This is a genomic window from Domibacillus iocasae (assembly GCF_001750285.1).
GTDB lineage: Bacteria > Bacillota > Bacilli > Bacillales > Domibacillaceae > Domibacillus > Domibacillus iocasae.
The window spans coordinates 64,514-89,830 of record NZ_MAMP01000020.1 but is presented as its reverse complement, the minus strand read 5'-3'; the positions used below and the strand labels follow the sequence as shown (position 1 = coordinate 89,830).

The window sequence follows — 25,317 nt, the reverse complement described above, 5'->3', positions numbered from 1 at the left end:
TTTTTGTGAAAAGAAGGAATGAACTTCTTTTTTTGCTCTAAAATGCAAACGTTTGCATAAAAAGCGAAAGGGGTTATGTTGGATGAAGAAAACAGCATACGTGTTTATGGCACTATTATTACTTATTGTGTCAGCAATTGGGGGAGGGCGACCGGCTCAAGCGGAAGTTCAAAAAGACTACAAGCTTTATGTGATGGCGCCGCTGACAGAAATTACGGATTGGACTGCATTTGAGACAAAGCTTAAAACGATGAAAGAAAACGGCGTATATGCATTGACGACGGACATTTGGTGGGGCATGGTTGAAGGAAAAGCGGACAATCAATTCGATTGGTCTTATTATGAAAAGTACGCAGATGTCGTAGAAGCGTCTGGATTAAAATGGGTGCCGATTATGTCGACGCATCAATGCGGCGGCAATGTAGGAGACGACTGTAATTATCCGATTCCGTCATGGTTGTGGAAAAAAGATAATATTGAAAATATGGCATTCGAAAGTGAGAGCGGTTACGTAAATAAGGAATCGTTAGCGCCTTGGTGGAAAGGGGCTGCCAAGCAATACGAAGAATTTTACCGCTCATTTGCTAAACAGTTTGCCGATGAAGAAGACTTGATTGCGAAAATTTATTTAAGCGGCGGGCCGGCGGGCGAACTTCGCTATCCGTCTTATCAATTTGCGGACGGATGGGACTGGCCGGAACGTGGACAGCTCCAGGCTTATACAGATGGAGCGAAGAAAGACTTTCAAGATGCGCTGAAAAAGAAGTACAAAAATGTGAAAAAGCTGAATGCGGCATGGGGAACAGCTTATAAAAAATGGTACGAAATTGGACCGCCGGCGAACGGCGATGAATTTTTCACAAGCGGAACAGCTTACAAAACCGCGTATGGACAGGATTTTATGAGCTGGTATCAAGGCGCACTCGAAACACACATGAAGAACATTTCAAAAGCTGCACATAAACAGTTTGACCGTACGTTCGATGTGCCAATCGGTGTGAAAATTTCAGGCGTACATTGGAAAATGAACGATCCGGAGATGCCGCATGCTGCCGAGTATAGCACAGGCTATTATCATTATGAAAGACTGCTGGATGGAGTGAAAAAAGCGGATCTGGCCCTTACATTCACATGCTTAGAAATGGATGACAATAACGCGCAAGTTGCTCCTTATTACAGCGCACCGAAAACGCTTGTGACCCAAATCGCCACATTGGCGAATGAGCGAGGCATTTCACTGAACGGAGAAAATGCGCTGGCGATGATTAACAATGAATGGGGATTTAACAATTCTGCTGAGATGACATTTAATTACGGATTCGACGGTTTCACGCTGCTTCGTATGAATTATTTGTTTGATGAAGCAGGAAACCCAACCAATGAATTTAACATGATGGTGGATAAACTTGCGCTGACACAGCTGCCGGTTAAAATGAGTGTATCGGCTGTTCCAGAAACTGCTGAGAAAGTATACGTTATTGGCGACCGCGGAGAAATCGGGCGCTGGAATGCCGATGTGTATAAATATGAATTAACTAAAAAGAAAAATGGATCATGGAGTGGCACGTTTGATCTAGCGGCAAACCGTTCCTACTCCTTTAAATTTTTATATGAAACGGCCTCAGGAGAGCGGGTTTGGCAGGACGGGGAAAATAATCAGTATACGACACCAGTATCAGGGAAAGCTATATATGATGGAAGCTGGTAAATGGATAAAAACGATCAGGATTCTTCCTGGTCGTTTTTTATTTTTCTTGCCTTTTTTTTTTCTGATAATTATAATTTATTTTATATTCCGAAATAAAGAATTTTAGTTCCATTATTCGGAACAAGGGCGGTGAGAAAGATTCAAATGATGAAAAAAAATTCAGAAGAAATCCAAATGAAACCGTTAGGCGAGGCGGCAATAACCGTTCAATTTGGAACAGAAATCAATTCGTTCATTAATAAAAAAGTAAAAGCGCTAGCAACAAAACTTCAGCGTGAATCATTCTCCGGCTTTATTGAATTTACACCTGCTTTTGCCAGTGTAACGATTTTTTTTGACCCATTTATTGTGAAGCAGGTATATGGCGAAATAGAGAAATCTTCTTTTCAAATTGTCCAGGTCATTCTTGAACGGATGTTGGAGACACTTGTGGAAGAAGAAGAAAGCACTCCACGTATTGTGGATATTCCTGTCTGCTATGGCGGTGATTTTGGACCGGATCTCGATTTTGTGGCAGGACACAATCATCTTTCGACCGATGAAGTGATTCATTTGCATGCATCTGCTGAGTATCCCGTTTATATGATTGGGTTTGCACCGGGATTTCCTTACCTTGGCGGCCTTTCAGAAAAAATAAATGCTCCGCGCCGTTCGTCCCCGCGCACGTCTATTCCGGCCGGAAGTGTTGGAATAGCAGGCAGCCAAACAGGCGTATACCCGATTTCTACACCAGGTGGATGGCAGCTGATCGGGCGGACACCGATGGCTCTTTTTCGTCCGGATCGTGATCAGCCAAGCGTGCTGTCGGCGGGTGACCTCGTGAAATTTGTGCCAATTACAAAGGAAGAATATGAACAGTATCAGGAGAGATTGCAATGAGTGTACATATCATCCGCCCGGGGCTCTTGGCAACGATTCAAGATTTAGGGCGATATGGATTTCAACAGTACGGAGTCGTTGTTGGCGGCGCAATGGATTCGTTTTCATTTCGCCTCGGCAATGTATTAGTTGGAAATGAAGAGGGAGAAGCAGCAATTGAAGTGACGATGATGGGTACATCTCTTCAATTTAAAGAAGATACATTGATTTCCATCACAGGAGGAAATTTAAATCCGGTCATCGACGGAAGCCCGGTTCCTTTATGGCGGCCCGTTTTTGTTAAAAAAGATACCGTTCTTTCTTTTGCCGGCTGTCAATCCGGATGCCGTGCCTATGTCGCTGTGGCAGGCGGCTTTTCGATTCCAAGTGTGATGAACAGCAAAAGTACGTATGTACGTGGAGAAATTGGCGGCTTCAAAGGGCGTGCCCTTAAGGAAGGCGACGTGATTCCGCTGGCAGAGGAAAACGCCTTTTCTTTGAAAGTAAAAAAAGTACTCCAAAAGAAGCTGAAAAATGATTCATTTGCGGCGGCTGACTGGTATGTACCTTTTGAGCGTTATTTAAACGGGAAAGTTGTCCGTGTAGTAAAGGGAGCGGAATTTGAAGAATTTTCTGAATTGGCTCAAAAGCAGTTTTTTGAACAGGAGTTTCAAATTACACCGCAATCTGACCGGATGGGATACCGGCTTTCAGGTCCATCTCTTCAATTAAAACAGTCATTTGAATTATTATCTGAAGCAGTAGCCAATGGAACGATTCAAGTACCGAGCGATGGGAATCCGATTGTGCTGCTTGCAGACCGGCAGACAACGGGCGGTTACCCGAGAATCGGACAAATTGCAGCAGCCGATTTGCCGATAATCGCTCAGATGAAGCCGGGCGATCGCGTGCGCTTTAAAGAAATATCGCTTCATGAAGCTGAACAGCTTTACATGGAGCGTGAAAAGGAAATAAAACAAATTCGCACTGCTCTTTTGTTAAAAGAAAGGTCAGTTGAATGAATGCATAAGGAGACAGAACATGATTAAAATGAGTGACTTTCAAGAAATGGTGAACATTATTGATCGATCCAGTGTTAATGTTTTCACTTTTGAATATGAAGGAATGAAAATGAAGCTTGAGAAACAGCCTGTCCTTCAAGAGAAAGATCAAAAGCAAGAGTTCGATGTGTCAATGCCTAATCAGCCAACATTACATGAACAAACCAATGAAACATCAAAGGATGAGGTCATCTCAAAAGATGAAGTCATTAATTCTCCGATGGTGGGCACCTTTTACGCTCGTGCAAACGAAGATGAAGACCCGTTTGTTCAAGCTGGGGATGCTGTTGAAAAAGGACAAGTTGTCTGCATTGTAGAAGCTATGAAGCTGTTTAACGAAGTTCAAGCCGATGTGGATGGAGAAATTGTGGAAGTGCTGGTGAAGGATGGAGAGGTTGTAGAGTACGGACAGCCGCTTTTTAAGCTGAAGAAGCGATCGTAAAAGGAGCATTCACATGTTTAAAAAAGTATTGATTGCAAACAGAGGAGAAATTGCGGTACGTATTATTCGCGCTTGTAAAGAAATGGGCATCGAAACGGTTGCGGTCTATTCAGAAGCGGACCGTGAATCACTGCATGTAAAGCTTGCGGACGAGGCGCTTTGTATCGGGAAAACACCTGCTAAAGACAGTTATTTGAATATGCATAACATTATGAGTGCCGCGGATGTGACGCAGGCAGACGCGATTCATCCGGGATATGGATTTTTAGCTGAAAATGCAGATTTTGCAGAGATGTGCCGTGCATGCAATGTTGTGTTCATCGGACCGGAGCCGGAAGCGATCCGCAAGATGGGGGAAAAAGCGGTAGCGCGTTCAACGATGAAAGAAGCAGGGGTGCCAACAGTGCCTGGTACCGAAGGCATCATCGAAAATCAAGATGATGCTTTGAAAGTGGCAAAAGAAATTGGCTATCCGGTTATTGTTAAAGCGACAGCGGGAGGCGGCGGAAAAGGGATGCGCCTCGCGGCAACAGAACAGGACTTGCAGCAAGCGATTCATCAGGCACAGTCTGAAGCGGAGAAAGCCTTTGGAAATGCGGCTGTTTACCTTGAAAAATATATCGAGGAACCACGCCACATTGAAATCCAAGTGTTAGCGGACCGCTTCGGACATGTGATTCATCTTGGCGAACGAGACTGTTCCATTCAAAGAAGGCATCAAAAACTGGTGGAAGAAGCCCCTTCTCCGGCGTTAAGTGAACAACTCCGCCGCCAAATGGGTGAAGCGGCAGTGAAAGCAGCCAAAGCCGTTCAGTATCACGGTGCGGGAACCATTGAGTTTTTGCTAGATAAACACGGCCAATTTTACTTTATGGAAATGAACACCCGTGTTCAAGTCGAACATCCTGTGACAGAACTTGTTACATCAGTGGATATTATTAAAGAGCAAATCAAGGTCGCAGCCGGCCGGCCGCTTTCGTATAAGCAAGAAGATATCACCATTTCGGGCTGGGCCATCGAATGCCGGATTAATGCGGAAAGCCCTGAACATGACTTCCGGCCGTCTCCGGGGCGCGTAATAGAGTATCTTCCGCCAGGCGGTTTTGGGGTCAGGGTGGATAGTGCGGTTTACGCCGGGTATACGATTCCTCCTTTTTATGATTCAATGACTGCAAAAGTCATAGTTTGGGCAGAAACAAGGGAAGAAGCGATACAAAAAATGAAACGGTCATTAAATGAAATGGTCATCACAGGAATCGAAACGACGATTCCCTTTCATTTACGATTGCTTGAGCAGGAACTGTTCCAAAAAGGAACGTTCACTACACGTTTTTTAGAAGAGGTTAATCTTTTTTCAAAAGAGCAAAGGGAGGCATAAAAATGAAAACATCTTTGGAATGGATTCGCAAGCAGATTCGAGAAAACAAATGGACGACGCCAACAGCGGGTCTGGCCCCTGGATATACACAAGCTAATCTTGTGATTTTGCCGAAAGAACAGGCATATGACTTTTTGCTGTTTTGTCAGCGAAACCCAAAAGCGTGTCCGCTTCTTGAAGTAACGGATGCGGGTTCGCCGATTCCACGATTGACTGCACCAACAGCTGATTTGCGGTATGACACACCAAAATACCGGATTTACCGTCATGGGGAGCTTGTTGAAGAAGTAACCAGTCTCGAATCCTACTGGCAGGAAGATTTGGTTTCCTTTTTAATCGGATGCAGCTTTACATTTGAACATGCTTTGCTTGAAAATGGCCTTTCCATTCGCCACATCGAGGAACAGCGAAATGTACCGATGTATATCACGAACAAGCCGTGTGAACCAGCTGGCGCGTTTCATGGGAATCTCGTGGTCAGCATGCGGCCGTTTCAATCGAAAGATGTAATACGCGCGGTCGAAGTAACTTCCCGCTTCCCGGCGGTGCACGGTTCACCGGTACACATCGGTATGCCGGAGCAAATCGGAATTGAACAGATTGACCAGCCGGATTTTGGCGATGCTGTGACGATAAAAGAAGGAGAAACTCCTGTTTTCTGGGCTTGCGGTGTGACACCACAATCCATTGCAATGTCAAGCAAGCCGGCATTAATGATTACACATGCGCCTGGCCATATGTTTATTACCGATCAAAAAGACAGCCAGTATTCTGTTTTATAAAATGGTAGTTTTCCTTTTCGCTGTTTCATATATAATGGAGCAAAACGATAAATGGACAAATCATTCCATTTATCGGAATAGGGAGAAGGCAGAAAGATGAATAAAACTGTCCTTAAATCAATGGAAATCATTAAATTGTTTTTTAAGGAAGAAAAATTAACATTGCTGCAAATGATAGAAAAAACAGGACTGCCGAAAACGTCAGCTTATCGAATGGCGGAATCACTGCTTGAACTCGGCTTTCTGGAGAAAGACCAGGAAGGTGCTTATCGTTTGGGGCTTATTTTCCTGGCGCTTGGCAATCTTGTCGCGGACCGGCTGGACATCAGGTCGGTCGCATTGCCTTATATGAAAAGACTCCGGAAAGAAACAGGAGAAGCTGTCAATCTTGTGATCCGAGACGGAGATGAAGCAGTTTACATTGAGAAGGTTGATACGCAGGAACGTGTCCGCGTTTACACACAAATCGGCCGCCGTGCCCCTTTATATGGAGGGGCATGTCCGCGTATACTGCTGTCTTTTATGGAGCAGGACGAACAGGAGCAGTTAATTGAATCATTTCAGATGATACGGTACGCAAAGGGAACACCGGAAAATAAAGAAGAACTGCGACAGCTCATCCAAAAAACACGGAAGAATGGCTGGTCGATCAGCCATTCTGAATTAGAGGATCATTCCTCCGCCCTTGCTGCCCCCATTTTTAATCATAAAGGGGATGTGATAGCGGGGATCAGCCTGGTAGGCCCTGAAGTCCGCTTTCGGGATGAAGCACGCGCAAAAGAAATGATTGAAAAATTAATAGAAGCATCACGTCAGATTTCCGTTGAACTGGGAGCAGGTGATCGCTGATTTTGGAGGTGCAGCTTGTGAAGATTGATATTAACTGCGATATGGGAGAAAGCTTTGGCGCATACAGAATTGGCCATGATCATGAAATCATGCCATACATTACATCGGCGAATATTGCCTGTGGATTTCATGCGGGCGATCCGGATGTCATGAAAAGAACGGTCCATTTAGCGATGGAGCATGGTGTGAAAATGGGGGCTCATCCAGGCTTTCAAGACTTAGTCGGTTTTGGACGCCGGAATATGGCGCTTTCACCGGAAGAAGTGTACTCACTCGTTGTTTATCAAATTGGTGCTCTTCAGGCGTTCGTTAAAATAGAAGGAACTGCCCTGCATCATGTGAAGCCGCATGGTGCACTTTATAATATGGCAGCTTCAAATGAGGAGACGGCTTCTGCCATCGCGGCAGCCGTTAAAGACGTGGATATGTCCCTCATTTTGTACGGTTTGGCTGGAAGCAAATTGATTGAAGCCGGCCAAAAAGCAGGGCTGAAAACAGCAAATGAAGTTTTTGCGGACCGTACATACACACGGGAAGGAATGCTGACGCCGCGCCGTTTGTCAAATGCATTGATTGAAAGCACGGAAGAAGCAGCCGCACAGGTTGTCCGCATGGCAAAAGAAAAGAAAGTACGGGCAACAGATGGAACAGATATCGACATACAAGCTGACACGGTCTGTATTCACGGTGACGGACCTCATGCGCTGTCTTTTGCCCGCCTGATTCAGACAAAGTTGAAGGAAGAAGCGATTGATGTGAGATCAATTGCAATGGAGGAATAGAAATGTCAAAACAACAACAGCTTCAACAGCAAGAAAAATCAAATTGGAGTATTCTTTTAGGCGCTGCCTTTTTAATGGCGACTTCCGCCATTGGACCGGGATTTTTAACGCAGACAACAGTCTTCACCGAACAGCTGGCCGCCAGTTTCGGTTTTGTTATTTTAGTTTCGATCTTACTTGATATTGGCGCTCAGACAAACATCTGGCGAATCCTTGTTGTAGCGGAGAAACGGGCACAGGATATTGCGAATCTTGTATTCCCGGGTTTGGGCTATGTACTTGCCGCACTTATTGTTCTTGGCGGAATTGCCTTTAATATCGGCAATATCGGCGGAGCGGGCCTTGGCGCCAACGTGATTTTCGGTATAGATCCGGTGACGGGCGCCATTATCAGTGCTGTGATTGCCATTGCGATCTTTCTTGTAAAAGAAGCGGGTTTACTGATGGATAAGTTTACACAGATAATGGGATTTGTCATGATTGCCCTTACCCTTTTTGTGGTATTTAAAGCAAGCCCGCCGGTAGGGGAAGCGGTTATTAAAACATTTGCCCCGGATACGATTGATATGCTTGCCATCGTCACTCTTGTCGGCGGTACCGTTGGCGGCTATATTACATTCGCCGGAGGACATCGTCTTTTAGATGCGGGAATAAAAGGAGTCGATGCAGTTCCACAAGTAACAAAAAGCTCTGTGTCTGCTATTGGGATTGCTTCGATCATGCGTATTTTCCTATTCCTCGCTGCACTCGGTGTTGTGGCGCAGGGCTTGCCGATTGACCCGGAAAACCCACCGGCTTCTGTGTTCCAGCAGGCTGCAGGAAACATCGGATACCGCTTGTTTGGTGTGGTCATGTGGGCTGCGGCAATTACGTCTGTTGTCGGAGCAGCTTACACATCTGTTTCATTTATCCGCACGTTCCATCCAATGATTGCAAAATATGATAAGGCTATTATTGTCGGGTTCATTTTGCTATCGACTGGTATTTTTACAACTATTGGAAAGCCGGTGAAAATGCTTATTTTAGCCGGGGCATTAAACGGTCTGATTCTGCCGGTTGCGCTTAGCGTTATGCTGATTGCGGCTTATAAAAAATCAATCGTTGGTGATTACCGTCATCCAATCTGGATGACAATCGCGGGGATTATTGTTGTGATATTAATGGCTTTTATGGGCGCCTACACATTAATCAATCAATTGCCAGCGTTATTTTAATAAGAAACAGGGTTTTCAATATGAAAGCCCTGCTTTTTTGTGAAGTGGTTATTGGAAGCAGATTATGTCATTAAACTGGATTCATCAAGGAATTCATACGTTTTTAATGATAGATTTGGATAAATTTAAAAAGGTAAACGATCAATTTGGTCACCTGTCATAAAAAACTAAGCAGCCAGCGCGCTTCGATACCCAATCGTAGCGCGCTGGTTTCATTTTCTAGAAACGCTGTTAGTCGTAAAGAATATGTATTCCCAAGGTGAAACCAAACTACCACATCAAAGGAAACAGCACCAAACAACGCTGATTCATACTTCGCGATGAGCAATATGAAATCATTTATCCACCTAGAAGAGTTACCATGTGCCTATTATTATCACGAGAAACAAGTAGGACAAAAAATTTACCAGTTTGAGCAAAAATGAAAAGCGGGAATAGAATAGAAAGAAGAGGAATACGGGGAGGGATATAAGATGGCAGTGAAAAATGAAATTGCTTCAAAAGCCCACGAAGCAAAACCGTGGATTCGCCGGTTCGGCCGATTTGGCCAGATGGCAAAAGGGGTGGTTTATGCGCTGGTTGGCATTTTTGCAATACTCGCAGCAGCCGGAATGGGCGGCGGAACGACAGGAACAAGCGGAGCGCTGTCAAGCGTTGCGGATGAGCCGTTCGGTAAATTGTTGCTTTGGCTGATCGGCATTGGATTAATCGGGTATGTTGTATGGCAACTGTTAAAATCAATCAAAGATGTTGAACATAATGGCTCAGATGCAAAAGGGATTGTGAAGAGGATTGGTTATTTAGTTAGTGCCGTTATTTATGGAAGTTTAGCGATGACGGCTATTAAATTGGCGATGCTTACAGGTACAGGTGGAGGTTCGGAAAAAACGATTTCCGCTAAACTGCTTGTTCAGCCATTTGGACAATGGATTGTTGGTCTGATCGGTCTGATCGTTATCATATATGGATTAATTGAGTTGTGCCGTGGTTTTAAAGAAAAATTCATGAAATACTTTAAAACGTATGAAATGAATAATAAAGAAGTCCGCCTAGCCCGGAACGCGGGTAAAGCAGGGCTGATCGCGCGGGGGATTTTGCTTGTAATGACCGGTTTTTTCTTTATTCAGACAGCCATAACCGCTAATCCTAATGAAACAAAAGGACTTGGCGGTGCACTCGCCGAACTTGCTTCTCAGCCATTTGGACAGTTTTTGCTTGGTCTTGTTGCGGTGGGTCTTATTTTATATGGCATATACGAAGTGATTCGCGGACGCTATCAGAGGATGGACTTTGGCAGAAGATAAAGCACCCGTTAGTGGGTGCTTTTTTCTTTGAGAATGAATCTCAATGTGCTACATTTGATCCATTAATACTCGGAGGTGCCAGATGCGTTTTATTGATAACAAAGGAATAACCGATCCGCGAATCAATTTAGCGATTGAAGAATATGCCGTAAAGCATTTAGATATTGAAGCGTCATACTTGCTCTTCTACATTAATGAGCCGTCTATTATTATTGGCAAAAATCAAAACACGATTGAAGAAATCAATGTTGATTATGTGGAAGAGAATAACATTCATGTTGTTCGGAGATTGTCAGGTGGCGGGGCTGTGTATCATGATCTTGGCAATTTAAACTTCAGCTTTATTACAAAAGATGACGGAGACAGCTTTCATAATTTTCGTAAATTCACTGAACCGGTTGTTGAGGCGCTGAACAAACTAGGGTTAAATACGGAGTTAAGCGGACGCAACGATTTGACGGCCAATGGCTTTAAAATTTCGGGAAATGCGCAATTTGCCACAAAAGGCCGGATGTTTACGCATGGGACGCTTCTGTTTAATACAAATATGGATGATGTCGTTTCTGCGCTGAAAGTCCGCAAAGACAAAATTGAATCAAAAGGCATTAAATCGATCCGAAGCCGCGTCGCTAATATTTCGGATTTGATTGATCAAAAAATGACAATTGAAGAATTTAGACATTTTGTACTGCAAAACATTTTTGCTGGTGAAGAACGGATAGAAGAATATATCCTTACAGAAGCAGATTGGCAGGCGATTCAGCAAATCTCAGCCCAACACTATAAAAACTGGGAGTGGAATTACGGCAAGTCACCGGCATTTAATATTCAGCGCTCACATCGATTTCCAATCGGGCTTATTGATGTGCGGCTGGATGTGAAAAAAGGTAAAATTGAACGGGCGCGTATTTTCGGTGATTTTTTTGGGGCCGGCGATGTGCAGGAAGTGGAAGAAGCCCTGATCGGTGTAAAACATGAAAAAGAAGCGATTCATCATGCGCTCCAGCCATTAAATATGCAGCACTATTTTGGAAATGTAACGCTGGATGAAATAGTTGAATTGATTTATTAACGTTCAAAAAAGCGCCGTTACTATGTAATACTGAAACTAAGAAAATGAAAGAAATGACAGTATAAATAAACGACGACGTATGTTGTTTAACCCCCACAGTTTAGAGGTGTATCAACCATTTTGTTGATACACCTTTTTCCGCTTTTTTTTCGCCACTTTATTACTACATTTATCACAACATTTAAAAATCTTTATCACTACTTTTATTTCCACATCGATCTAAATGGCTCTGTTAAAGTTGGCTGTTGATATTTAAAGGTTTCCAAACTATTAAGCATTAGTTGACCAATACTGTTGAGTGACAGGATAGGGACAATTAAAAATATATAAGCGTGTTGTGAATTTCAACCATTCAAGATACAATGAACTGGAAGATTTTGATGAGCCGAGGGGGAATTTATTTTGGTAAAGGTGGATGTAAAACATATTGATGCGTTTAGTTCGATTCCAGAGAAAGGGAATCCCGCTGGTGTTGTATTAAACGGTGATGATTACACAGAAAAGCAGATGTTAGCGATTGCAGCAGCAGTAGGATTTAACGAAACAGCTTTTGTTGTTTCTTCTAATGTAGCAGATTTTCGTATCCGTTATTTCACACCTGGACACGAAATAAATTTATGCGGTCATGCAACTATGGGGACAGTTTATGCTTTAAGAATGAATGGCTTGCTGGAACAGTCAGATTTTATAATTGAAACAAATGTAGGTTTGCTGCCAATACATGTCCATGAAGAAAATAATCAATTACTGATAACCATGCAGCATGCAAAACCCGAATTTCAACCATTTAAGGGTTCAAGGTCTGATTTAGCAGCATCCATCGGGTTAAGGGAAGAAGATTTACATACTACGTATCCAATCGTTTATGGCAGTACAGGAATTTGGACGTTGATTATACCGATTAAAGAGCTAGCAAGCTTTGAGAAAATGAATCCAGTGACAGAAAACTTTCCGAGTGTTTTAACAGAAATGCCAAAGGCTTCTTTACACCCTATCTGTTTTGAAGTTCGCGATGATGAGAATGATATGCACGCCCGTCACTTTTCATCTCCTTATTCGGGTACAATTGAAGATGCTGTTACAGGAACGGCTTCAGGCGTAATGGGAGCGTATTATAAAACCTTTGTGAACAAGGATATGGCATTACCAGCGACGCTTATAGTGGAACAAGGGCACGAAATCAATAGGGACGGACGAGTATACGTGCACGTAAAAGAAGAACTTGAGCAATTAGATATCTCTATTTCTGGTACGGCTGTCTATGTTAAAAGCATTGATGTTGAAATTGAATAAGTATACATATAGTGGCTGGACGTTCGATAACTGAGTTTAATAACTTTAGTATCATCCAACAGAATAGGCTCATGATAATCAACGAGATAATCATGAGCCTACTTTTATTTATCCAATTATTGTTCTACAATAGACCGAAACTGTTGATTAAACTCAAACAAACCTTAGTCATTTGCTATTGAGGTAATTCTAAAATAATAGCCGTCTGGGTCTAGAAGTCTAAAATCCTCTAACCCCCAGGGTTTTTTAGATAATTCAGTTTCGATGGAATAACCTTTTGAAACTATTTTGTTATAAAATGTATTTATATCTTCAACTTCCAAAACGATTTCAATTCCTAAACCATTTTTCTGATTAGGATTATTAACTTTAAGAGGATGATGTTCAGGTAAGTTTTTCATCTCTCCTAAACCTAATATGACATCTCCTTTTCTAACTGGCACATAATCTTTCTCAGCCTCTTTTAGCACATTAAATTCTAAAATATCTCTGTAAAATTCAATTGAGTTCTCAATACTTTCAACAAATAACTCTAATCTTAGTTTCATCATGCATCACTCTTTCATTTTATGTAAATATTAACATTTAAATGAAAAAACAGGTAATAACCTCTACTCTCTTTAATCCAGATAGAAGCTTACATTTATGTTGTATTCTGTTTCACTGGTCAATGGTAGACCGAAACTGTTAACTAAAATTTTTTGATTTATATTGAATAGTTTAACCAGTTCCCGAGAGAACCACCCATCTTTTCATAAAACCTTTGGGCCCGTTTATTTTCAGGTGCTGTTACCCAAGACATGTGAGCGTACCCATTTTCTTTGGTGAACTTTTCACAGGACGTAAACAGTTGTTGTGCTACATCGGTACCTCTAGCCTTTTCAATAACGAATAAATCATTCATGACTGTTATTTTATCCGCTTTTGTTGTGCTGAAGCTAAAATAGAGGGTTGCAAAACCGAGAAGCTCTCCTTCATGCTCTGCAACGTACTGAATGCCTTTTTTCTTTTCCAAAAGCGTTTCAATTAAATGATGTACTTTTTCTATTGGCGGTTTTGGTCTCTCGTAAAAATCTACGATGTATTGATACATTAGATCAGTCAGTTGGTTTAAATCTTTAGTGTCAGAAGTGCGGATTATTACTGACATTGTTTTTCCCCCTCACAAGCTTTTGCATAATATTACACTAATATGCATTATTATTCAATAAAATGATTTGAAATACTTTCCTTCATCTCGCTTTTAAAGTTATTTTTAATCAACAGTACGTCCATATAGCGTATCACAAACTAATACGGATTTTATCAACATTGGACTTTAACAGAACCATTTAAATTACAAATTTGCCAGTTATGTTTTGACTTTCCTATTACAAAATTTTATAATAGAACATATATTCGAAGAGGTAACTTGTTAAGTACAATACTTTTTAGGAGGGATTTGTATGGAAAAGTATTTCTCGGTTAAAGAAACAGCAGCCCTTTTGGGCTACAAGAATGAAGAAACGATTAAACGAAAAATAAAAGATGGAATGTTTCCCAATGCATTCCAAAACAGCCGTAAACAAGGCTGGAAGATACCCGCAGGTGATATAGCAGCCGTAACGGGTTCTTCTCCCAAAAACATACAAAACAAACTTTCCTCACCTTCTACTGACTGCAACAAATCTGAATTAGTCAAATTAGCATACCAAGTAGCCACTCTTACTTCTCCTCCAGAAGAAGTGCATGAAGTTCTCGCTTCTTTACCTTTAGAACATGCACTTGAAATCTGTTTAATTATACGACAGCAAAACAGAAACCTTATTGACCCCTACAAATTTATCAAAGCGGCTATAACGAAGAAGTGGACACCTGACCCAATTACACCTGAAGCGAAACAGAGCGTGATTCATTTTACACAACGCGACTACGATGAAATAAAATTGCGCGAACAAGGAATAGAAAAGCCTGACTTTTACAATTGGTTAGAAAATAAAGGAGGCTGATGTAGGATGGAAATCAGTTCCTATTATTACCATGTGAAATGCCCCGAAGGGGTAATTCCCAAAAAATACCAGTTAATTGTCTTGGACAAGCTTAGTAAGCCTTTTTTGCCCCTCACCGTTTTCTATAAAGAGGCATTAGGGAGAATTTCAGATAGTAGTGCTGAATCCTACCTAAAAGCACTTTATAGGTTCTTTACATGGCTGCGTACCGATAGCAATTATCAAGGGAGAACTATACATTGGGATGACGAACCACAGGCGGTTCGGGTAGCCATAGAGGACTTCCTGATAAATGAATCGTACTGTAAAGTCACATCAAGCGATCACAAAACCTATTATAATGTGTCATTAACAAATAAAAGCCCTAACACTGTCAGGCACTTGTTAAGTGCTTTAAAATCTTTTTATAAAATCATGATTCATTTAAAGATGTATCCTTATCCCAACCCCTTAATTGATGCGCACGCCATTTTAGAAGAACACCAAGCCCAAAAGGAAGGTGTTAGGGAAGGAAAACCTAGAATGCCTAAAGAGGCAGGTACAGAAGAACCTTTGCCTAAAAGATCTCGAAGATTAACCGACTCGTTTTTTAAGATCATAAATGGGGAGTGGAAGCCTCAGGTTATTGATAATCCTCACCTTCCCTTCATGATTTATGAAGCTGGGAGAGTCAGCAACTGGAAGCTTAGAGATGAAATCATCACAAGGATGTTATTTCAAACTGGAGCGAGAGCGAGAGAGGTTATTGAGCTAACATTTGGTGACTATCGTGCCAGGCATGACAAGGGTGAGTTTACCACCTTTAATAAGGGAAGCCATGGAAAAAGAACAAAGTTTTTGAAAGTAGATAATGACACGCTAAAACTACTTGACCGTTATATTTATCGTGAGAGAAAGAAAGCAGATAAAAGTGGTTTAAATATAAATGATTTTCCTGATGGAACACCACTATTCCTTAATCAGTACGGGAACCCCTACACATATGATGCCTTTTTAAAAAATTGGAAAACCGTTATGGAAAAAGCTGAAATAAAAATTAACATTCATAAAACTCGTCATTGGTTTGTGACTCGTAGTATCCGTATGATTCGTGAACAGTACAAGGATAAAGCTGCACAGGATCAGGCCATTGAACGATTACGGCTTTACATGAATTGGAGTGCGAAAGCAGACACGATGAAAGTGTATGAACACTACGTTGACGAAAAAGATTATGTAGCAGAACAGCACGACAGATTGTTAGAAAAGATGAAAAAGGAACAGGAGGAGTATTTAAATCAGCAAAAACCTCGTAAGAGGGCTACACAACCTTCGGTTGAACCTGAAAATAAGATTATTCAAATGTCCGAGAAAGAATATGATTTGATGGATTTTATTAATGAATTAAATAGTTAATCCATAAATAAGTCGGAGGGTGTGGGAAGGTAATGGCGATTGATGAATTAGAACTGTGGTATCAACAATTAAAAAGCAAGGTTGATGACAACATTCTTCTCTACCAGGATAAACGAGGTTATCTTTGGGACAAAGTTCACCCTGCGCATCTGCGTTACTTCAAAAACAACTGTTGTGGCTATCCTTTTACAAACCACTTAGCATTAGTGTTGATGTTAACATCCAATCAAAACTTGGACCCTAAAACCATTTCTATAAATTTACAAGTTTTAAATATTGTTCTTAGGTCACTCTTTCAAGAACTCAAAGTAGCAAGCGTTCATGATTTTGATGTAGATATACATCTGTCCGACTATTTACGAGGGGAGATTCTCCCCTCCCATTCAGATCACAAGAAAAGCGCATTCTTTGGACACTATAAAACTACTGTAAAAAAAATGCAGTCGTGGCACTCGACCAAGTTGACAAAGGAGCAACAAGAAGTATTCGCTCCTTTTTTACTCCCTCAAACACACTTGGATAGCAAAGATTTTAAAGTCGCAAAAGCAGCAAAGAAATCTGCACAAAGTAAACGGAAGTCGGAAACAGATGCCATTTCCAAAGAATTTTTAATAATTCGTGCCCAAGGCGGGTTTCGGCTTAATCAAGTTAGGCGTCTGCGGCAGAAATACTTGGAGGCTGTGGAATTAGTCAAAGCTAACGATTATCCTCTTCCTTTTGACTTTGCATATATTGAAAATGAGAAACGTGGAAATGTATCAAAGGAACTTTTTTCTTTTCGATTATGGGATAAGTCTTCTTTCGTCCTTCATCACAGGGAACATTATCGTGCAGCTACAATCAGGCAAGCAGAGAAACGGAATTCTACTTTTTCAGATGAAAAAAATGAATACTTCGTCGAGTTTTTAAAAGCTGAAATGTTGGATGATGAAACTGGTGAACCAGTAGAAGAAACCGAAGGTTTTTGGTTTTTACCCATTTTGGAACATCAATTAATCGGAGTTTGGTATCAATCTCTAAGCGAAGAACAAATAAATGAAAAACTCAAAATACTTGAGATGTACGGGTACAGGGAACCCGATTCAGAAGATAAATCCGTCCCTTTTCTCGCTAATCGCAAAGGGATTCTAGCACAAGGGACTTTTATAACTAACTCTCAGCAATATGCCGATGGCATACTAATGAACGTTGAGGTTTTGTATATTACAGCTCTGTTCGGTGCAACGGCACTAGACATATTTACGGCTTCAGGTGCAAGGTTAGGTGAAGTAGCTCAAGTCCACTTTGGTAATGGGTGTTTTCATAAGGGCAGCATCACGGACCCAAAAACAAATAAGAAAAAAAAAACGCACATGTTTAGGGCCGTTCCGAAAGGAAGAGATGAGCCCGCAGTCTTTTATGTCAATAAAGATACTTTTGAATTAATAAAGGAAATTGGTTTTTACCTTAAAGATACACACTATGAAGGCTCCATTCCAACGGTGGAATTTAACTATCAAAAATATAGAGGTATATCGCGGCCAAATCAGCCTTATGTGTTTCAATTGCATGGCAGACATTTTGGACATCAAACTTTGGGATGTATTTTAAACTTCATCTGTTTTGGATTGATTTATGAGACACAAGACAAGAAGTTGGTAAAGCTGAAGCCACACTTACTGCGTCATGGTTTTGCGACACATGCGGTACAGGCAAAGGAATTTTCGATTGATGTCGTAGCAATGATACTTAACCAAAAGGATCTAGAGGTTACAGGATACTACTCTCAGCCTACTCAAACCCAAGTAGCGGAGGTCATAACTGATTTTCATACGAGCATGAATACCGAAATTGACATGATGAAAGAAGTTTTAAGGCAGCCAGAAGAGCTACGAGCCCTTTTTGAACGTCAAAAAAAAATTAGCGGGCCATTCAGTGAAACTGTTGGGGGGACATGTGTAACGAATAAAGTCTGCCCGACAAAACTTGCATGTATAGGTTGTGTCACTAAAATACCCGAACCTGACAAAAAACATGAGTTAATTGCCTATTTAAAATGGGCAGAAGAATCAAAGGATTATTTCAAAGAAAATCGTATGGATATGGAAGAGATGAAAATGAAACAAGTCATACATGATGCGAAAGTTGAAATGAAAGAAATCGCATTAATCGAGGAGTATAGGAGAGATAAGGAGAATGAGCCAAAACTTATCATCGAAAAAGAATAAAAGCGGTTTGGAAAAAGACTATGACGAACGAAGAAATCATACGCTGGAACTAGGCAAAAAAGCGATTGATGCCCTCCTTGCCGAAGGCAAAGAAGTGACCCTGCACAATGTATCTCAAAAGACAAAAGAACTCGATCAAAAAGAGAAAGGAATTCATTTTAACACCATTCGAAGACATGAGGAACTCTACGCGTATTATAAGGAAAAGAGCAAGAGCTATAAGATGAAGCAGAAAGAACTAAAAAAGCATCTTCCCTATCGGGAAAATAAAAAACATACTTTCTTCCAGGAGTTTGGGCAATTAAAGCCTGACAGGAATTTAAAGAATGTGTCTAGACAATATACGCGGCTGACGAAGGGGGAATTAATAGCCCGTTTGATAGCAGCTGAGCAGTATATCGCAGAAGGACGTCAAGAAGATTTAAAAAAGTTATTTGAGACATATGAGGGATAAATATTCAATTAAAACCCTATATTGTCGTGATAAAAAAACAAAAAGTTGTCGTGATAAAAGGAGTGGGTTCATCCACTCCTTTTCTTGTTCGTTGTAATGGTTAAACAACATGTATTTATTGTTAGTTCAAGGCTTAAACTTCATTTCTCTTGTCTTTCAGTAAAACTCAAAAACGGCGCTTTTTTGATTTAGTTTGAAAAATAGGACTGCAGGCCGTCGCGTACACCTGCTGCCGCTTGTGCCTGATAAGCAGCTGAAACAATAGATGATTCTTCCGTTGGATTCGTTAAATAACCAAGTTCCAGCAAAATAGCCGGCCGCTGATTTTCACGAAGAACATAATAATCTCCTATTCTCGTACCACGGTTATAAGAAGATAGAGCGCCATCTAATCCGTGATTAACGGAATTAGCAAACTTTTTATGCTGCGGATGGTAGTAATACGTTGTGAAGCCCGCTGCTTTTTTGCTGGGTGATCCATCATAGTGAAGACTAATAAACGCGTCGGCTCCATGATATTGTGCATCATCCGTCCGTGAGGGAAGCGGGACAAATTGGTCACTGGAACGCGTTAATATGACTGTAGCACCGCTTTGTGTTAACTCCTCAGACAGCTTTTGGGCTGTTTGAAGTGTTACACTTTTTTCGCTTGTACCACTTGGACCAGATGTTCCTCCGTCAATGCCGCCATGGCCTGGATCGAGGATAATCACTTTTCCTTGAAGAGCGGATGTCTCTGCTTTTTTAGAAGAAACAACCCAGCCAGCTACATAGGCTTCATTTCCACTCGCCAGCCGAATTTTAATCCAATCGCCTTCCCGGCTGACAATAGGATAACGTTCACCAGCAGATCCCTGAACGATAACAGATGAAGAAGTAGAAGGGCCGCTTCGTAAATTTGTGCCTTCTGTTTGAATACGAACAAAATGGCTTGATGATGAATATTCTTTTTTGTCTGTTTGGACGTACTGCTCATTTACCCAGGCTTTCCCGCCTTGATAAGCAATGTTTGTCCAACCATTTTTAGAAGAAAGAATCTCGACGCGGTCGCCTGTATGTACTTTTCCCAGCACGGCAGCTGACATCGAGGCATGTTCCCTCACATTCACACGATCTCCTGTAATCGTGCCTGTTTGTGAATGAGCGAAAACAGATTGTGCAGCAAGTATGGTAAAGCTCATTAAAAATGTGAAAAAAATGAAGAATCTTATCCTTTCCATAATCCACCGCCTATTCGTTAATTTCACTTTTATCGTATCATTTGGAAGAAACGTTCACATCCGCAAAAATAATGATTAATTATGTAAGGAGATTGGGCTGAATAAAAGAAAAATTTGTCTTTTTTATTTAAATTTTATGGGAATTTAGTTGAAAAATGTGTTTTAAAAGAAAAAATCCCATTAATTTAGTCTTATTTTAAAATGATTCTAAATAAAGTGTTTTAGCTCTATAAGAAAGTGGTACGTAATGTAAGAATGAGTTTTGAGCTAATTATTAAAGAGGGGGATATACTGTGGCAATTAATGAAAACAGCAAGAATAAGCAGCTTGATGAGTTTCGTGTGAAGGATCAAGGAGAAAAGATGACAACGAATCAAGGACTTCGCGTATCAGAAGACGAGCATTCATTAAAAGCAGGAGAGCGCGGACCAACGCTAATGGAAGATTTTCATTTCCGTGAAAAAATGACTCATTTTGACCACGAACGTATCCCGGAACGAATTGTTCATGCGCGCGGCTATGCGGCGCACGGTTATTTTGAAGTTTACGAATCAATGAAAGAATATACAAAAGCAGGATTTTTACAAGATCCTTCAAAAAAAACCCCAGTGTTTGTCCGCTATTCAACTGTAGCCGGCTCACGTGGTTCAGGCGATTCTGTCCGTGATGTGCGTGGCTTTTCAACGAAATTTTATACAGAAGAAGGAAATTATGACCTTGTCGGAAATAACATTCCCGTCTTTTTTATTCAGGACGCCATCAAGTTTCCAGATTTGATTCATGCCGTGAAACCGGAGCCGCACAATGAAATGCCTCAGGCAGCGAGTGCGCACGATACATTTTGGGATTTTGTGGCCAATAACCAGGAATCGGCCCATATGGTTATGTGGCACCTGTCCGATCGCGCGATTCCACGCAGCTATCGGATGATGGAAGGCTTTGGTGTCCACACATTCCGTTTTGTGAATGAGCAGGGGAAAGCACGATTTGTTAAATTCCATTGGAAGCCGGTGCTTGGTATTAAATCGCTCGTATGGGATGAAGCACAAAAAATCGCTGGGAAAGATCCGGATTTCCACCGCCGCGATTTATGGGAAGCGATTGAGATGGGCGATTATCCGGAATTTGAGTTTGGTGTACAGATGATTGACGAGGAAGATGAATTTAAATTCGACTTTGACGTTTTAGATCCAACAAAAGTATGGCCGGAAGAAGAAGTGCCGGTCAAAATTATCGGGAAAATGACGTTGAACCGTAACGTGGACAATGTATTTGCTGAAACAGAACAAGTTGCTTTCCATCCGGGACATGTAGTACCGGGGATCGATTTCACAAACGACCCGTTGTTGCAAGGACGTCTGTTCTCTTATACAGATACACAACTGATCCGCCTTGGCGGCCCGAATTTTCATGAGCTTCCGATTAACCGTCCGGTCTGCCCATTCTTTAACAACCAGCGTGATGGATATGGACGCCAAACAATCAATGTCGGACAAGTAAGCTATCATAAAAACTCGCTGGCTCAGAATACTCCGGCACCGTCAACAGAAGAAGAAGGCGGATACGTTCATTATCAGGAAAAAGTAGAAGGGCGCAAAGTAGCTCGCCGCAGCGACAGCTTTAAAGACCACTTCTCTCAAGCAACCATGTTTTGGAACAGCATGACAGATGTGGAAAAAGAACATATTATTGAAGCGTTCAGCTTTGAACTTGGCAAGGTGAAAAGCAAAGACATTCGCCAGCAAGTCGTCAATATGTTTGCGAATGTAAACGTGGAATTAGCGAAGACAGTGGCAGAATCGCTTGGTGTGCAGGCGCCGACTGACGTAGCGGAATCGACTGTATCGAAATCTTCTGACGCGTTAAGCCAGGAAAAAAATAAGATAAAAGGGGTCGCTACACGTAAAATTGCTGTGCTCGCCGGCGAAGGATTTTCAGGGAAAGAGATGGAAAAGATTTTTAAAGCCTTTGAAAAAGCAGGCACTCGTCCGGAAGTAGTGAGTACGAAACAAGGAATGCTTAAAGGCGACGATGGAGCAGAGCTTGAGGTCGATCACACCTTCTTGACAGCGGACTCGGTTCTTTTTGACGGCGTTTACGCAGCGGGTGGATTGACGGCTAATCCGAAAGCGAAAAAACAAGCAAAAGCTTTCTTAACAGAAGCATATGAGCATTTTAAAACAGTTGGCGCGACAGATGACGGCGTTGATTTAATTGCAGATCTTCCAGCTGATCCAGGGGTGGTGTCAGAAGCATCTCCTTCAAACGATTACGCAGATAAATTTTTAACAGCATTAGCTGAGCATCGTCATTGGAGCCGACAAGTATAATAAGGACGAAAGCGTCTGGGGAAACCCAGGCGTTTTTTTAGAATTAAATACGTGTTATTCATTCAGCTTACTTGTTTTTGCTTAATTAGCGAATTGGTCGTAATAATGTAGTAGTGAAAGAGATATGTCAGCGTCTCGTTTTCTGTTTTCTAGAAATCATTTGTACAGAGACAATGTAAATTATGATATACTCAAGTTGTACTGTTATATAACAAGGGGGGAGAAAGATGAGCGTTCAATTTGACATGGAAATGGCCGCACAGACGGAAGGCGCTAATTTGCTCGATTATAAGAAAGCGGTTACAGAAGCGGATTGGGAAAATGTATCAGCATATTTTACCTGGTTTAAAACAGGTAAAGTGAATATGGTTCATGAAGCCATCGATCGTCATACGGAAGAAGGAAAAGGGAATAAAGTCGCTCTTTATTTTACGGATGGAAAGCGGGAAGAGCAGTATACATATGAAGAAATGAAAGTGAATTCGTGCAAATTTGCCAACGGGCTGAAAAGCATCGGTATCGAAAAAGGGGACCGTGTTTTTATTTTTATGCCAAGAAGCCCGGAGCTGTATTTTGCTATGCTTGGCATTATTCGGATTGGCGCAATCGGTGGACCATTATTTGAAGCGTTTATGGAAGAAGCGATAAAAGACCGCTTGAAAGACAGCGGGGCAAAAGCGGTTGTTACAACACCGGAGCTGTTAAGCCGTATTCCGTTCCATGATCTGCCTAAACTTGAAAAAATTGTTCTAGTCGGCGGGGACGAAAGAGAAGAATCGCATCTTATTTCCTACAGCAAACTGATGAGTCAATCAGAAGAGTATGTAATGGAGTGGATGGACCGGGAGGATGGAATGGTCATTCATTATACATCTGGATCAACCGGCAAGCCAAAAGGGGTTTTGCAGGTGCACGATGCGATGATTCACCAATATTTGGCCGGAAAGTGGACATATGATTTACATGAAGACGATATATACTGGTGCACAGCCGATCCGGGGTGGGTAACAGGAACATCTGCCGGGATGTGGTCTCCGTGGCTGAATGGTGTAACGAACGTGATTCGCGGCGGCCGTTTCCGGGCAGAAGACTGGTTTGAAACGCTTCAAAAATACGGGGTGACGGTCTGGTTTAGCGCACCAACAGCATTTCGGCTGTTAATGGCATCCGGAGGTGAATTGCCAAAACGATATAATTTATCAAAGCTCCGTCACCTTTTATCCGCAGGAGAACCGCTCAACCCGGAAGTGATCCGTTGGGGAGCAGAAGTATTAAATATGCGCATTCACGATAACTGGTGGATGACGGAAACCGGCTCATCGGTTTGTGCCAATTTTCGCTGCAACGTCATGCGTCCCGGCTCAATGGGGAAGCCGCTTCCTGGCATTGAAATGTCGATTATTTCGGATCAAGGGGAAGAACTTCCACCAAACCGAATGGGCAACTTGGCGATTAAACCAACATGGCCGGCGATGATGAGGAAAATCTGGAACAACGATGAAAAATATGAAAGCTACTTTTTAAATGGATGGTTTGTGACAGGGGATTCTGCATATAAAGACGAAGATGGCTTTTTCTGGTTTGAAGGCCGCGTTGATGATGTTATTAACACGGCCGGAGAACGAGTTGGTCCATTTGAGGTGGAAAGCAAACTGGTCGAACATCCGGCTGTCGCGGAAGCAGGTGTTATTGGGGTACCGGACCCAATTCGAGGTGAAGTCATTAAAGCGTTTGTCACACTTCGTCCAGGTTACACAGAAAGTGATGAATTGCTCGAAGAAATTCGGCAGCATGTCAAAACAAAGCTTGCCGCTCATGCCGCGCCACGAATGTTTGAAGTGCGGGCATCAATGCCAAAAACACGCTCAGGCAAGATTATGCGCCGTGTGCTAAAAGCGTGGGAGCTTGGTCTTCCGACAGGCGATTTATCAACGATGGAAGACTAATGAGAGAAAGGGAAGAAGCGGCCTGTTTAAAGGACCGCTTCTTCTTCTTTATACCCGTCGACAACCAAATCAAGCTTGCCGGTAGAAGGATTAATTACAAGCCCATGCACCGGAATCGTGTCTGCCATGAGCGGATGGGATTTTACCATATTTACACTGTGTGCGACACTTTCTTCTACGCTGTTAAAGCCACTCAGCCATTTATCCACTTCAATTCCCGCCTGGCGAAGCGTATCTACAACTTCCTGCTTAATGCCGCGCTCTTTCATCGCGTCAATAACCGCTTCACTGGAAAGAGAACTCATACCGCAATCGTGATGACCCACGATAAGCACTTCGTCTGCTTGAAGCTGATAAACAGCTACAATGAGACTGCGCATGATTGAACCGAAAGGATGATTAACGATCGCACCAGCATTACGGACAATTTTCACATCGCCATTTTTAAAGTTCATTGCCTCGGTTACCAGTTCCACAAGGCGTGTATCCATGCATGTTAAAATGACGACACGCTTATCCGGAAACTTCGTCGTCGCAAATTTTTCGTATTCTTTGTTTTCTACAAATGTTTCGTTGAATGATAAAATATTACCGAGTAAAGACATTTATTATCTCTCCTTTTTTTTCTCTTCTTTATCATTGTGAATCATTTCTTAATTTTTTGTCAAATCATTTTTAACATCCGGATAATGTTTTCTTTCAGATTCTCGATTGGGACAAAACGCGCCATCCGAAATACTTCTTTCCCATGTATGAAAAGAAGGACAGCAGGTGCAGAGAAAATGGTCAGCTGGCCGGCAAGCTCCGGGATCTTTGACGTGTCGGCATGAATCGCTGTCAGGTTTGAAAAGTCAGGGAGCAGTGCTTCTACCTGCGGCTTCAATGCATGGCAGACAGAACAGTTGGGCATCGATGTATAAAGCAGAATTGCTTCGTTGGAGGCAATAACGTCTGAAAATTCCGCGTATGAGGAAATGGCCTTCAATTTGATCACTCCTTTGTTTTATTGTAGAGGGTCTTTGGTATAATGGGAA

Annotated in this window: 24 protein-coding genes; 19 read left to right on the top strand and 5 right to left on the bottom strand. The window is 41.9% G+C overall.

Features of this window, described 5'->3' with window-relative positions; all coding sequences use genetic code 11:
- The first annotated feature begins 82 nt into the window (after window positions 1–82).
- From BA724_RS07345 to BA724_RS07290, 13 genes are all read left to right on the top strand, one after another.
- Complete coding sequence (locus tag BA724_RS07345) at window positions 83–1,708, top strand: family 14 glycosylhydrolase (protein WP_069938016.1); 1,626 nt, start codon at window positions 83–85, stop codon at window positions 1,706–1,708.
- 147 nt (window positions 1,709–1,855) lie between these two features.
- Window positions 1,856–2,587 (top strand): 5-oxoprolinase subunit PxpB, encoded by a 732-nt coding sequence (pxpB, locus tag BA724_RS07340; protein ID WP_425389010.1) that lies wholly within the window; start codon window positions 1,856–1,858, stop codon window positions 2,585–2,587.
- On the top strand, window positions 2,584–3,588 hold the full coding sequence (locus tag BA724_RS07335) for a 5-oxoprolinase subunit C family protein (RefSeq protein ID WP_069938014.1): 1,005 nt from the start codon (window positions 2,584–2,586) through the stop codon (window positions 3,586–3,588). The genes pxpB and BA724_RS07335 overlap by 4 nt, the downstream gene beginning before the upstream one ends.
- Window positions 3,589–3,607: 19 nt before the next feature.
- Window positions 3,608–4,069, top strand: coding sequence for an acetyl-CoA carboxylase biotin carboxyl carrier protein (gene accB / locus BA724_RS07330; protein ID WP_069938013.1), 462 nt, complete (start codon window positions 3,608–3,610; stop codon window positions 4,067–4,069).
- A gap of 13 nt (window positions 4,070–4,082) precedes the next feature.
- A complete protein-coding gene (accC, locus tag BA724_RS07325) occupies window positions 4,083–5,447 on the top strand; it encodes an acetyl-CoA carboxylase biotin carboxylase subunit (protein WP_069938012.1) in 1,365 nt (454 codons plus the stop codon).
- Between the two features lie 2 nt (window positions 5,448–5,449).
- A complete protein-coding gene (locus BA724_RS07320) occupies window positions 5,450–6,229 on the top strand; it encodes a putative hydro-lyase (protein WP_069938011.1) in 780 nt (259 codons plus the stop codon).
- Between the two features lie 96 nt (window positions 6,230–6,325).
- The gene (locus BA724_RS07315) at window positions 6,326–7,078 is read left to right on the top strand and encodes an IclR family transcriptional regulator (protein ID WP_069938010.1); all 753 of its coding nucleotides are present in this window, start codon (window positions 6,326–6,328) and stop codon (window positions 7,076–7,078) included.
- Window positions 7,079–7,095: 17 nt separating this feature from the next.
- The gene (locus tag BA724_RS07310; protein WP_425389005.1) at window positions 7,096–7,860 is read left to right on the top strand and encodes a LamB/YcsF family protein; all 765 of its coding nucleotides are present in this window, start codon (window positions 7,096–7,098) and stop codon (window positions 7,858–7,860) included.
- Between the two features lie 2 nt (window positions 7,861–7,862).
- Window positions 7,863–9,074, top strand: a complete 1,212-nt coding sequence (locus BA724_RS07305) for an NRAMP family divalent metal transporter (protein WP_069938009.1) — start codon at window positions 7,863–7,865, stop codon at window positions 9,072–9,074.
- Between the two features lie 64 nt (window positions 9,075–9,138).
- Complete coding sequence (locus tag BA724_RS19235; RefSeq protein WP_083256131.1) at window positions 9,139–9,237, top strand: diguanylate cyclase domain-containing protein; 99 nt, start codon at window positions 9,139–9,141, stop codon at window positions 9,235–9,237.
- A 310-nt stretch (window positions 9,238–9,547) separates the two neighbouring features.
- Window positions 9,548–10,378 carry a DUF1206 domain-containing protein gene (locus BA724_RS07300; protein ID WP_069938008.1) on the top strand — a complete coding sequence of 277 codons (831 nt, stop codon included), beginning with the start codon at window positions 9,548–9,550 and terminating at the stop codon, window positions 10,376–10,378.
- 82 nt (window positions 10,379–10,460) lie between these two features.
- On the top strand, window positions 10,461–11,450 hold the full coding sequence (gene lplA, locus BA724_RS07295; protein ID WP_069938007.1) for a lipoate--protein ligase: 990 nt from the start codon (window positions 10,461–10,463) through the stop codon (window positions 11,448–11,450).
- Between the two features lie 402 nt (window positions 11,451–11,852).
- Window positions 11,853–12,743, top strand: coding sequence for a PhzF family phenazine biosynthesis isomerase (locus tag BA724_RS07290; protein WP_069938006.1), 891 nt, complete (start codon window positions 11,853–11,855; stop codon window positions 12,741–12,743).
- Window positions 12,744–12,907: 164 nt separating this feature from the next.
- On the opposite strand, the gene BA724_RS07285 is transcribed toward BA724_RS07290, so the two are convergent.
- Together BA724_RS07285 and BA724_RS07280 are read right to left on the bottom strand one after the other, a co-directional pair.
- On the bottom strand, window positions 12,908–13,291 hold the full coding sequence (locus tag BA724_RS07285) for a VOC family protein (protein WP_069938005.1): 384 nt from the start codon (window positions 13,289–13,291) through the stop codon (window positions 12,908–12,910).
- A 158-nt stretch (window positions 13,292–13,449) separates the two neighbouring features.
- Entirely contained in the window at window positions 13,450–13,893 is a 444-nt protein-coding gene (locus BA724_RS07280; RefSeq protein ID WP_069938004.1) for a GNAT family N-acetyltransferase, read from the bottom strand.
- A 295-nt stretch (window positions 13,894–14,188) separates the two neighbouring features.
- Between BA724_RS07280 and BA724_RS07275 the strand changes: the two genes are divergently transcribed.
- Genes BA724_RS07275 through BA724_RS07260 form a run of 4 tightly spaced genes read left to right on the top strand, consistent with a single transcriptional unit; the run spans window position 14,189 to window position 18,787 of the window.
- Window positions 14,189–14,731: a hypothetical protein gene (locus tag BA724_RS07275; protein WP_069938003.1), complete on the top strand. Its 543-nt coding sequence runs from the start codon at window positions 14,189–14,191 to the stop codon at window positions 14,729–14,731.
- 6 nt (window positions 14,732–14,737) lie between these two features.
- Window positions 14,738–16,126: a tyrosine-type recombinase/integrase gene (locus BA724_RS07270; protein WP_245676169.1), complete on the top strand. Its 1,389-nt coding sequence runs from the start codon at window positions 14,738–14,740 to the stop codon at window positions 16,124–16,126.
- A gap of 32 nt (window positions 16,127–16,158) precedes the next feature.
- Window positions 16,159–18,333, top strand: a complete 2,175-nt coding sequence (locus BA724_RS07265; RefSeq protein ID WP_069938002.1) for a site-specific integrase — start codon at window positions 16,159–16,161, stop codon at window positions 18,331–18,333.
- On the top strand, window positions 18,302–18,787 hold the full coding sequence (locus BA724_RS07260) for a hypothetical protein (protein WP_069938001.1): 486 nt from the start codon (window positions 18,302–18,304) through the stop codon (window positions 18,785–18,787). The genes BA724_RS07265 and BA724_RS07260 overlap by 32 nt, the downstream gene beginning before the upstream one ends.
- Before the next feature lie 188 nt (window positions 18,788–18,975).
- Here the strand turns inward: BA724_RS07260 and BA724_RS07255 are convergent, their stop codons facing one another.
- Window positions 18,976–20,007, bottom strand: coding sequence for an N-acetylmuramoyl-L-alanine amidase family protein (locus BA724_RS07255; RefSeq protein ID WP_069938000.1), 1,032 nt, complete (start codon window positions 20,005–20,007; stop codon window positions 18,976–18,978).
- A 293-nt stretch (window positions 20,008–20,300) separates the two neighbouring features.
- Here BA724_RS07255 and BA724_RS07250 point away from each other — a divergent pair, with 293 nt between their 5' ends.
- Both BA724_RS07250 and acsA read left to right on the top strand, forming a co-directional pair.
- Window positions 20,301–22,337 carry a catalase gene (locus BA724_RS07250; RefSeq protein WP_069937999.1) on the top strand — a complete coding sequence of 679 codons (2,037 nt, stop codon included), beginning with the start codon at window positions 20,301–20,303 and terminating at the stop codon, window positions 22,335–22,337.
- 227 nt (window positions 22,338–22,564) lie between these two features.
- Window positions 22,565–24,283 (top strand): acetate--CoA ligase, encoded by a 1,719-nt coding sequence (acsA, locus tag BA724_RS07245; RefSeq protein WP_069937998.1) that lies wholly within the window; start codon window positions 22,565–22,567, stop codon window positions 24,281–24,283.
- 26 nt (window positions 24,284–24,309) lie between these two features.
- Here acsA and BA724_RS07240 read toward each other — a convergent pair whose 3' ends face one another.
- Window positions 24,310–24,888, bottom strand: a complete 579-nt coding sequence (locus BA724_RS07240) for a beta-class carbonic anhydrase (protein ID WP_069937997.1) — start codon at window positions 24,886–24,888, stop codon at window positions 24,310–24,312.
- 59 nt (window positions 24,889–24,947) lie between these two features.
- Window positions 24,948–25,268, bottom strand: a complete 321-nt coding sequence (locus BA724_RS07235) for a thioredoxin family protein (protein WP_069937996.1) — start codon at window positions 25,266–25,268, stop codon at window positions 24,948–24,950.
- Window positions 25,269–25,317: the final 49 nt, after the last annotated feature.

Bases quoted from the DNA above. Each gene is read 5' to 3' on its own strand.
- pxpB (WP_425389010.1), top strand. From the start codon at position 1,856: ATGAAAAAAAATTCAGAAGAAATCCAAATGAAACCGTTAGGCGAGGCG.
- accB (WP_069938013.1), top strand. From the start codon at position 3,608: ATGATTAAAATGAGTGACTTTCAAGAAATGGTGAACATTATTGATCGA.
- BA724_RS07265 (WP_069938002.1), top strand. From the start codon at position 16,159: ATGGCGATTGATGAATTAGAACTGTGGTATCAACAATTAAAAAGCAAG.
- BA724_RS07305 (WP_069938009.1), top strand. From the start codon at position 7,863: ATGTCAAAACAACAACAGCTTCAACAGCAAGAAAAATCAAATTGGAGT.
- BA724_RS07285 (WP_069938005.1), bottom strand. From the start codon at position 13,291: ATGAAACTAAGATTAGAGTTATTTGTTGAAAGTATTGAGAACTCAATT.
- BA724_RS07255 (WP_069938000.1), bottom strand. From the start codon at position 20,007: ATGGAAAGGATAAGATTCTTCATTTTTTTCACATTTTTAATGAGCTTT.
- accC (WP_069938012.1), top strand. From the start codon at position 4,083: ATGTTTAAAAAAGTATTGATTGCAAACAGAGGAGAAATTGCGGTACGT.
- BA724_RS07270 (WP_245676169.1), top strand. From the start codon at position 14,738: ATGGAAATCAGTTCCTATTATTACCATGTGAAATGCCCCGAAGGGGTA.
- BA724_RS07315 (WP_069938010.1), top strand. From the start codon at position 6,326: ATGAATAAAACTGTCCTTAAATCAATGGAAATCATTAAATTGTTTTTT.
- lplA (WP_069938007.1), top strand. From the start codon at position 10,461: ATGCGTTTTATTGATAACAAAGGAATAACCGATCCGCGAATCAATTTA.
- acsA (WP_069937998.1), top strand. From the start codon at position 22,565: ATGAGCGTTCAATTTGACATGGAAATGGCCGCACAGACGGAAGGCGCT.
- BA724_RS07300 (WP_069938008.1), top strand. From the start codon at position 9,548: ATGGCAGTGAAAAATGAAATTGCTTCAAAAGCCCACGAAGCAAAACCG.
- BA724_RS07320 (WP_069938011.1), top strand. From the start codon at position 5,450: ATGAAAACATCTTTGGAATGGATTCGCAAGCAGATTCGAGAAAACAAA.
- BA724_RS07260 (WP_069938001.1), top strand. From the start codon at position 18,302: ATGAGCCAAAACTTATCATCGAAAAAGAATAAAAGCGGTTTGGAAAAA.
- BA724_RS19235 (WP_083256131.1), top strand. From the start codon at position 9,139: ATGTCATTAAACTGGATTCATCAAGGAATTCATACGTTTTTAATGATA.
- BA724_RS07240 (WP_069937997.1), bottom strand. From the start codon at position 24,888: ATGTCTTTACTCGGTAATATTTTATCATTCAACGAAACATTTGTAGAA.
- BA724_RS07280 (WP_069938004.1), bottom strand. From the start codon at position 13,893: ATGTCAGTAATAATCCGCACTTCTGACACTAAAGATTTAAACCAACTG.
- BA724_RS07335 (WP_069938014.1), top strand. From the start codon at position 2,584: ATGAGTGTACATATCATCCGCCCGGGGCTCTTGGCAACGATTCAAGAT.
- BA724_RS07345 (WP_069938016.1), top strand. From the start codon at position 83: ATGAAGAAAACAGCATACGTGTTTATGGCACTATTATTACTTATTGTG.
- BA724_RS07275 (WP_069938003.1), top strand. From the start codon at position 14,189: ATGGAAAAGTATTTCTCGGTTAAAGAAACAGCAGCCCTTTTGGGCTAC.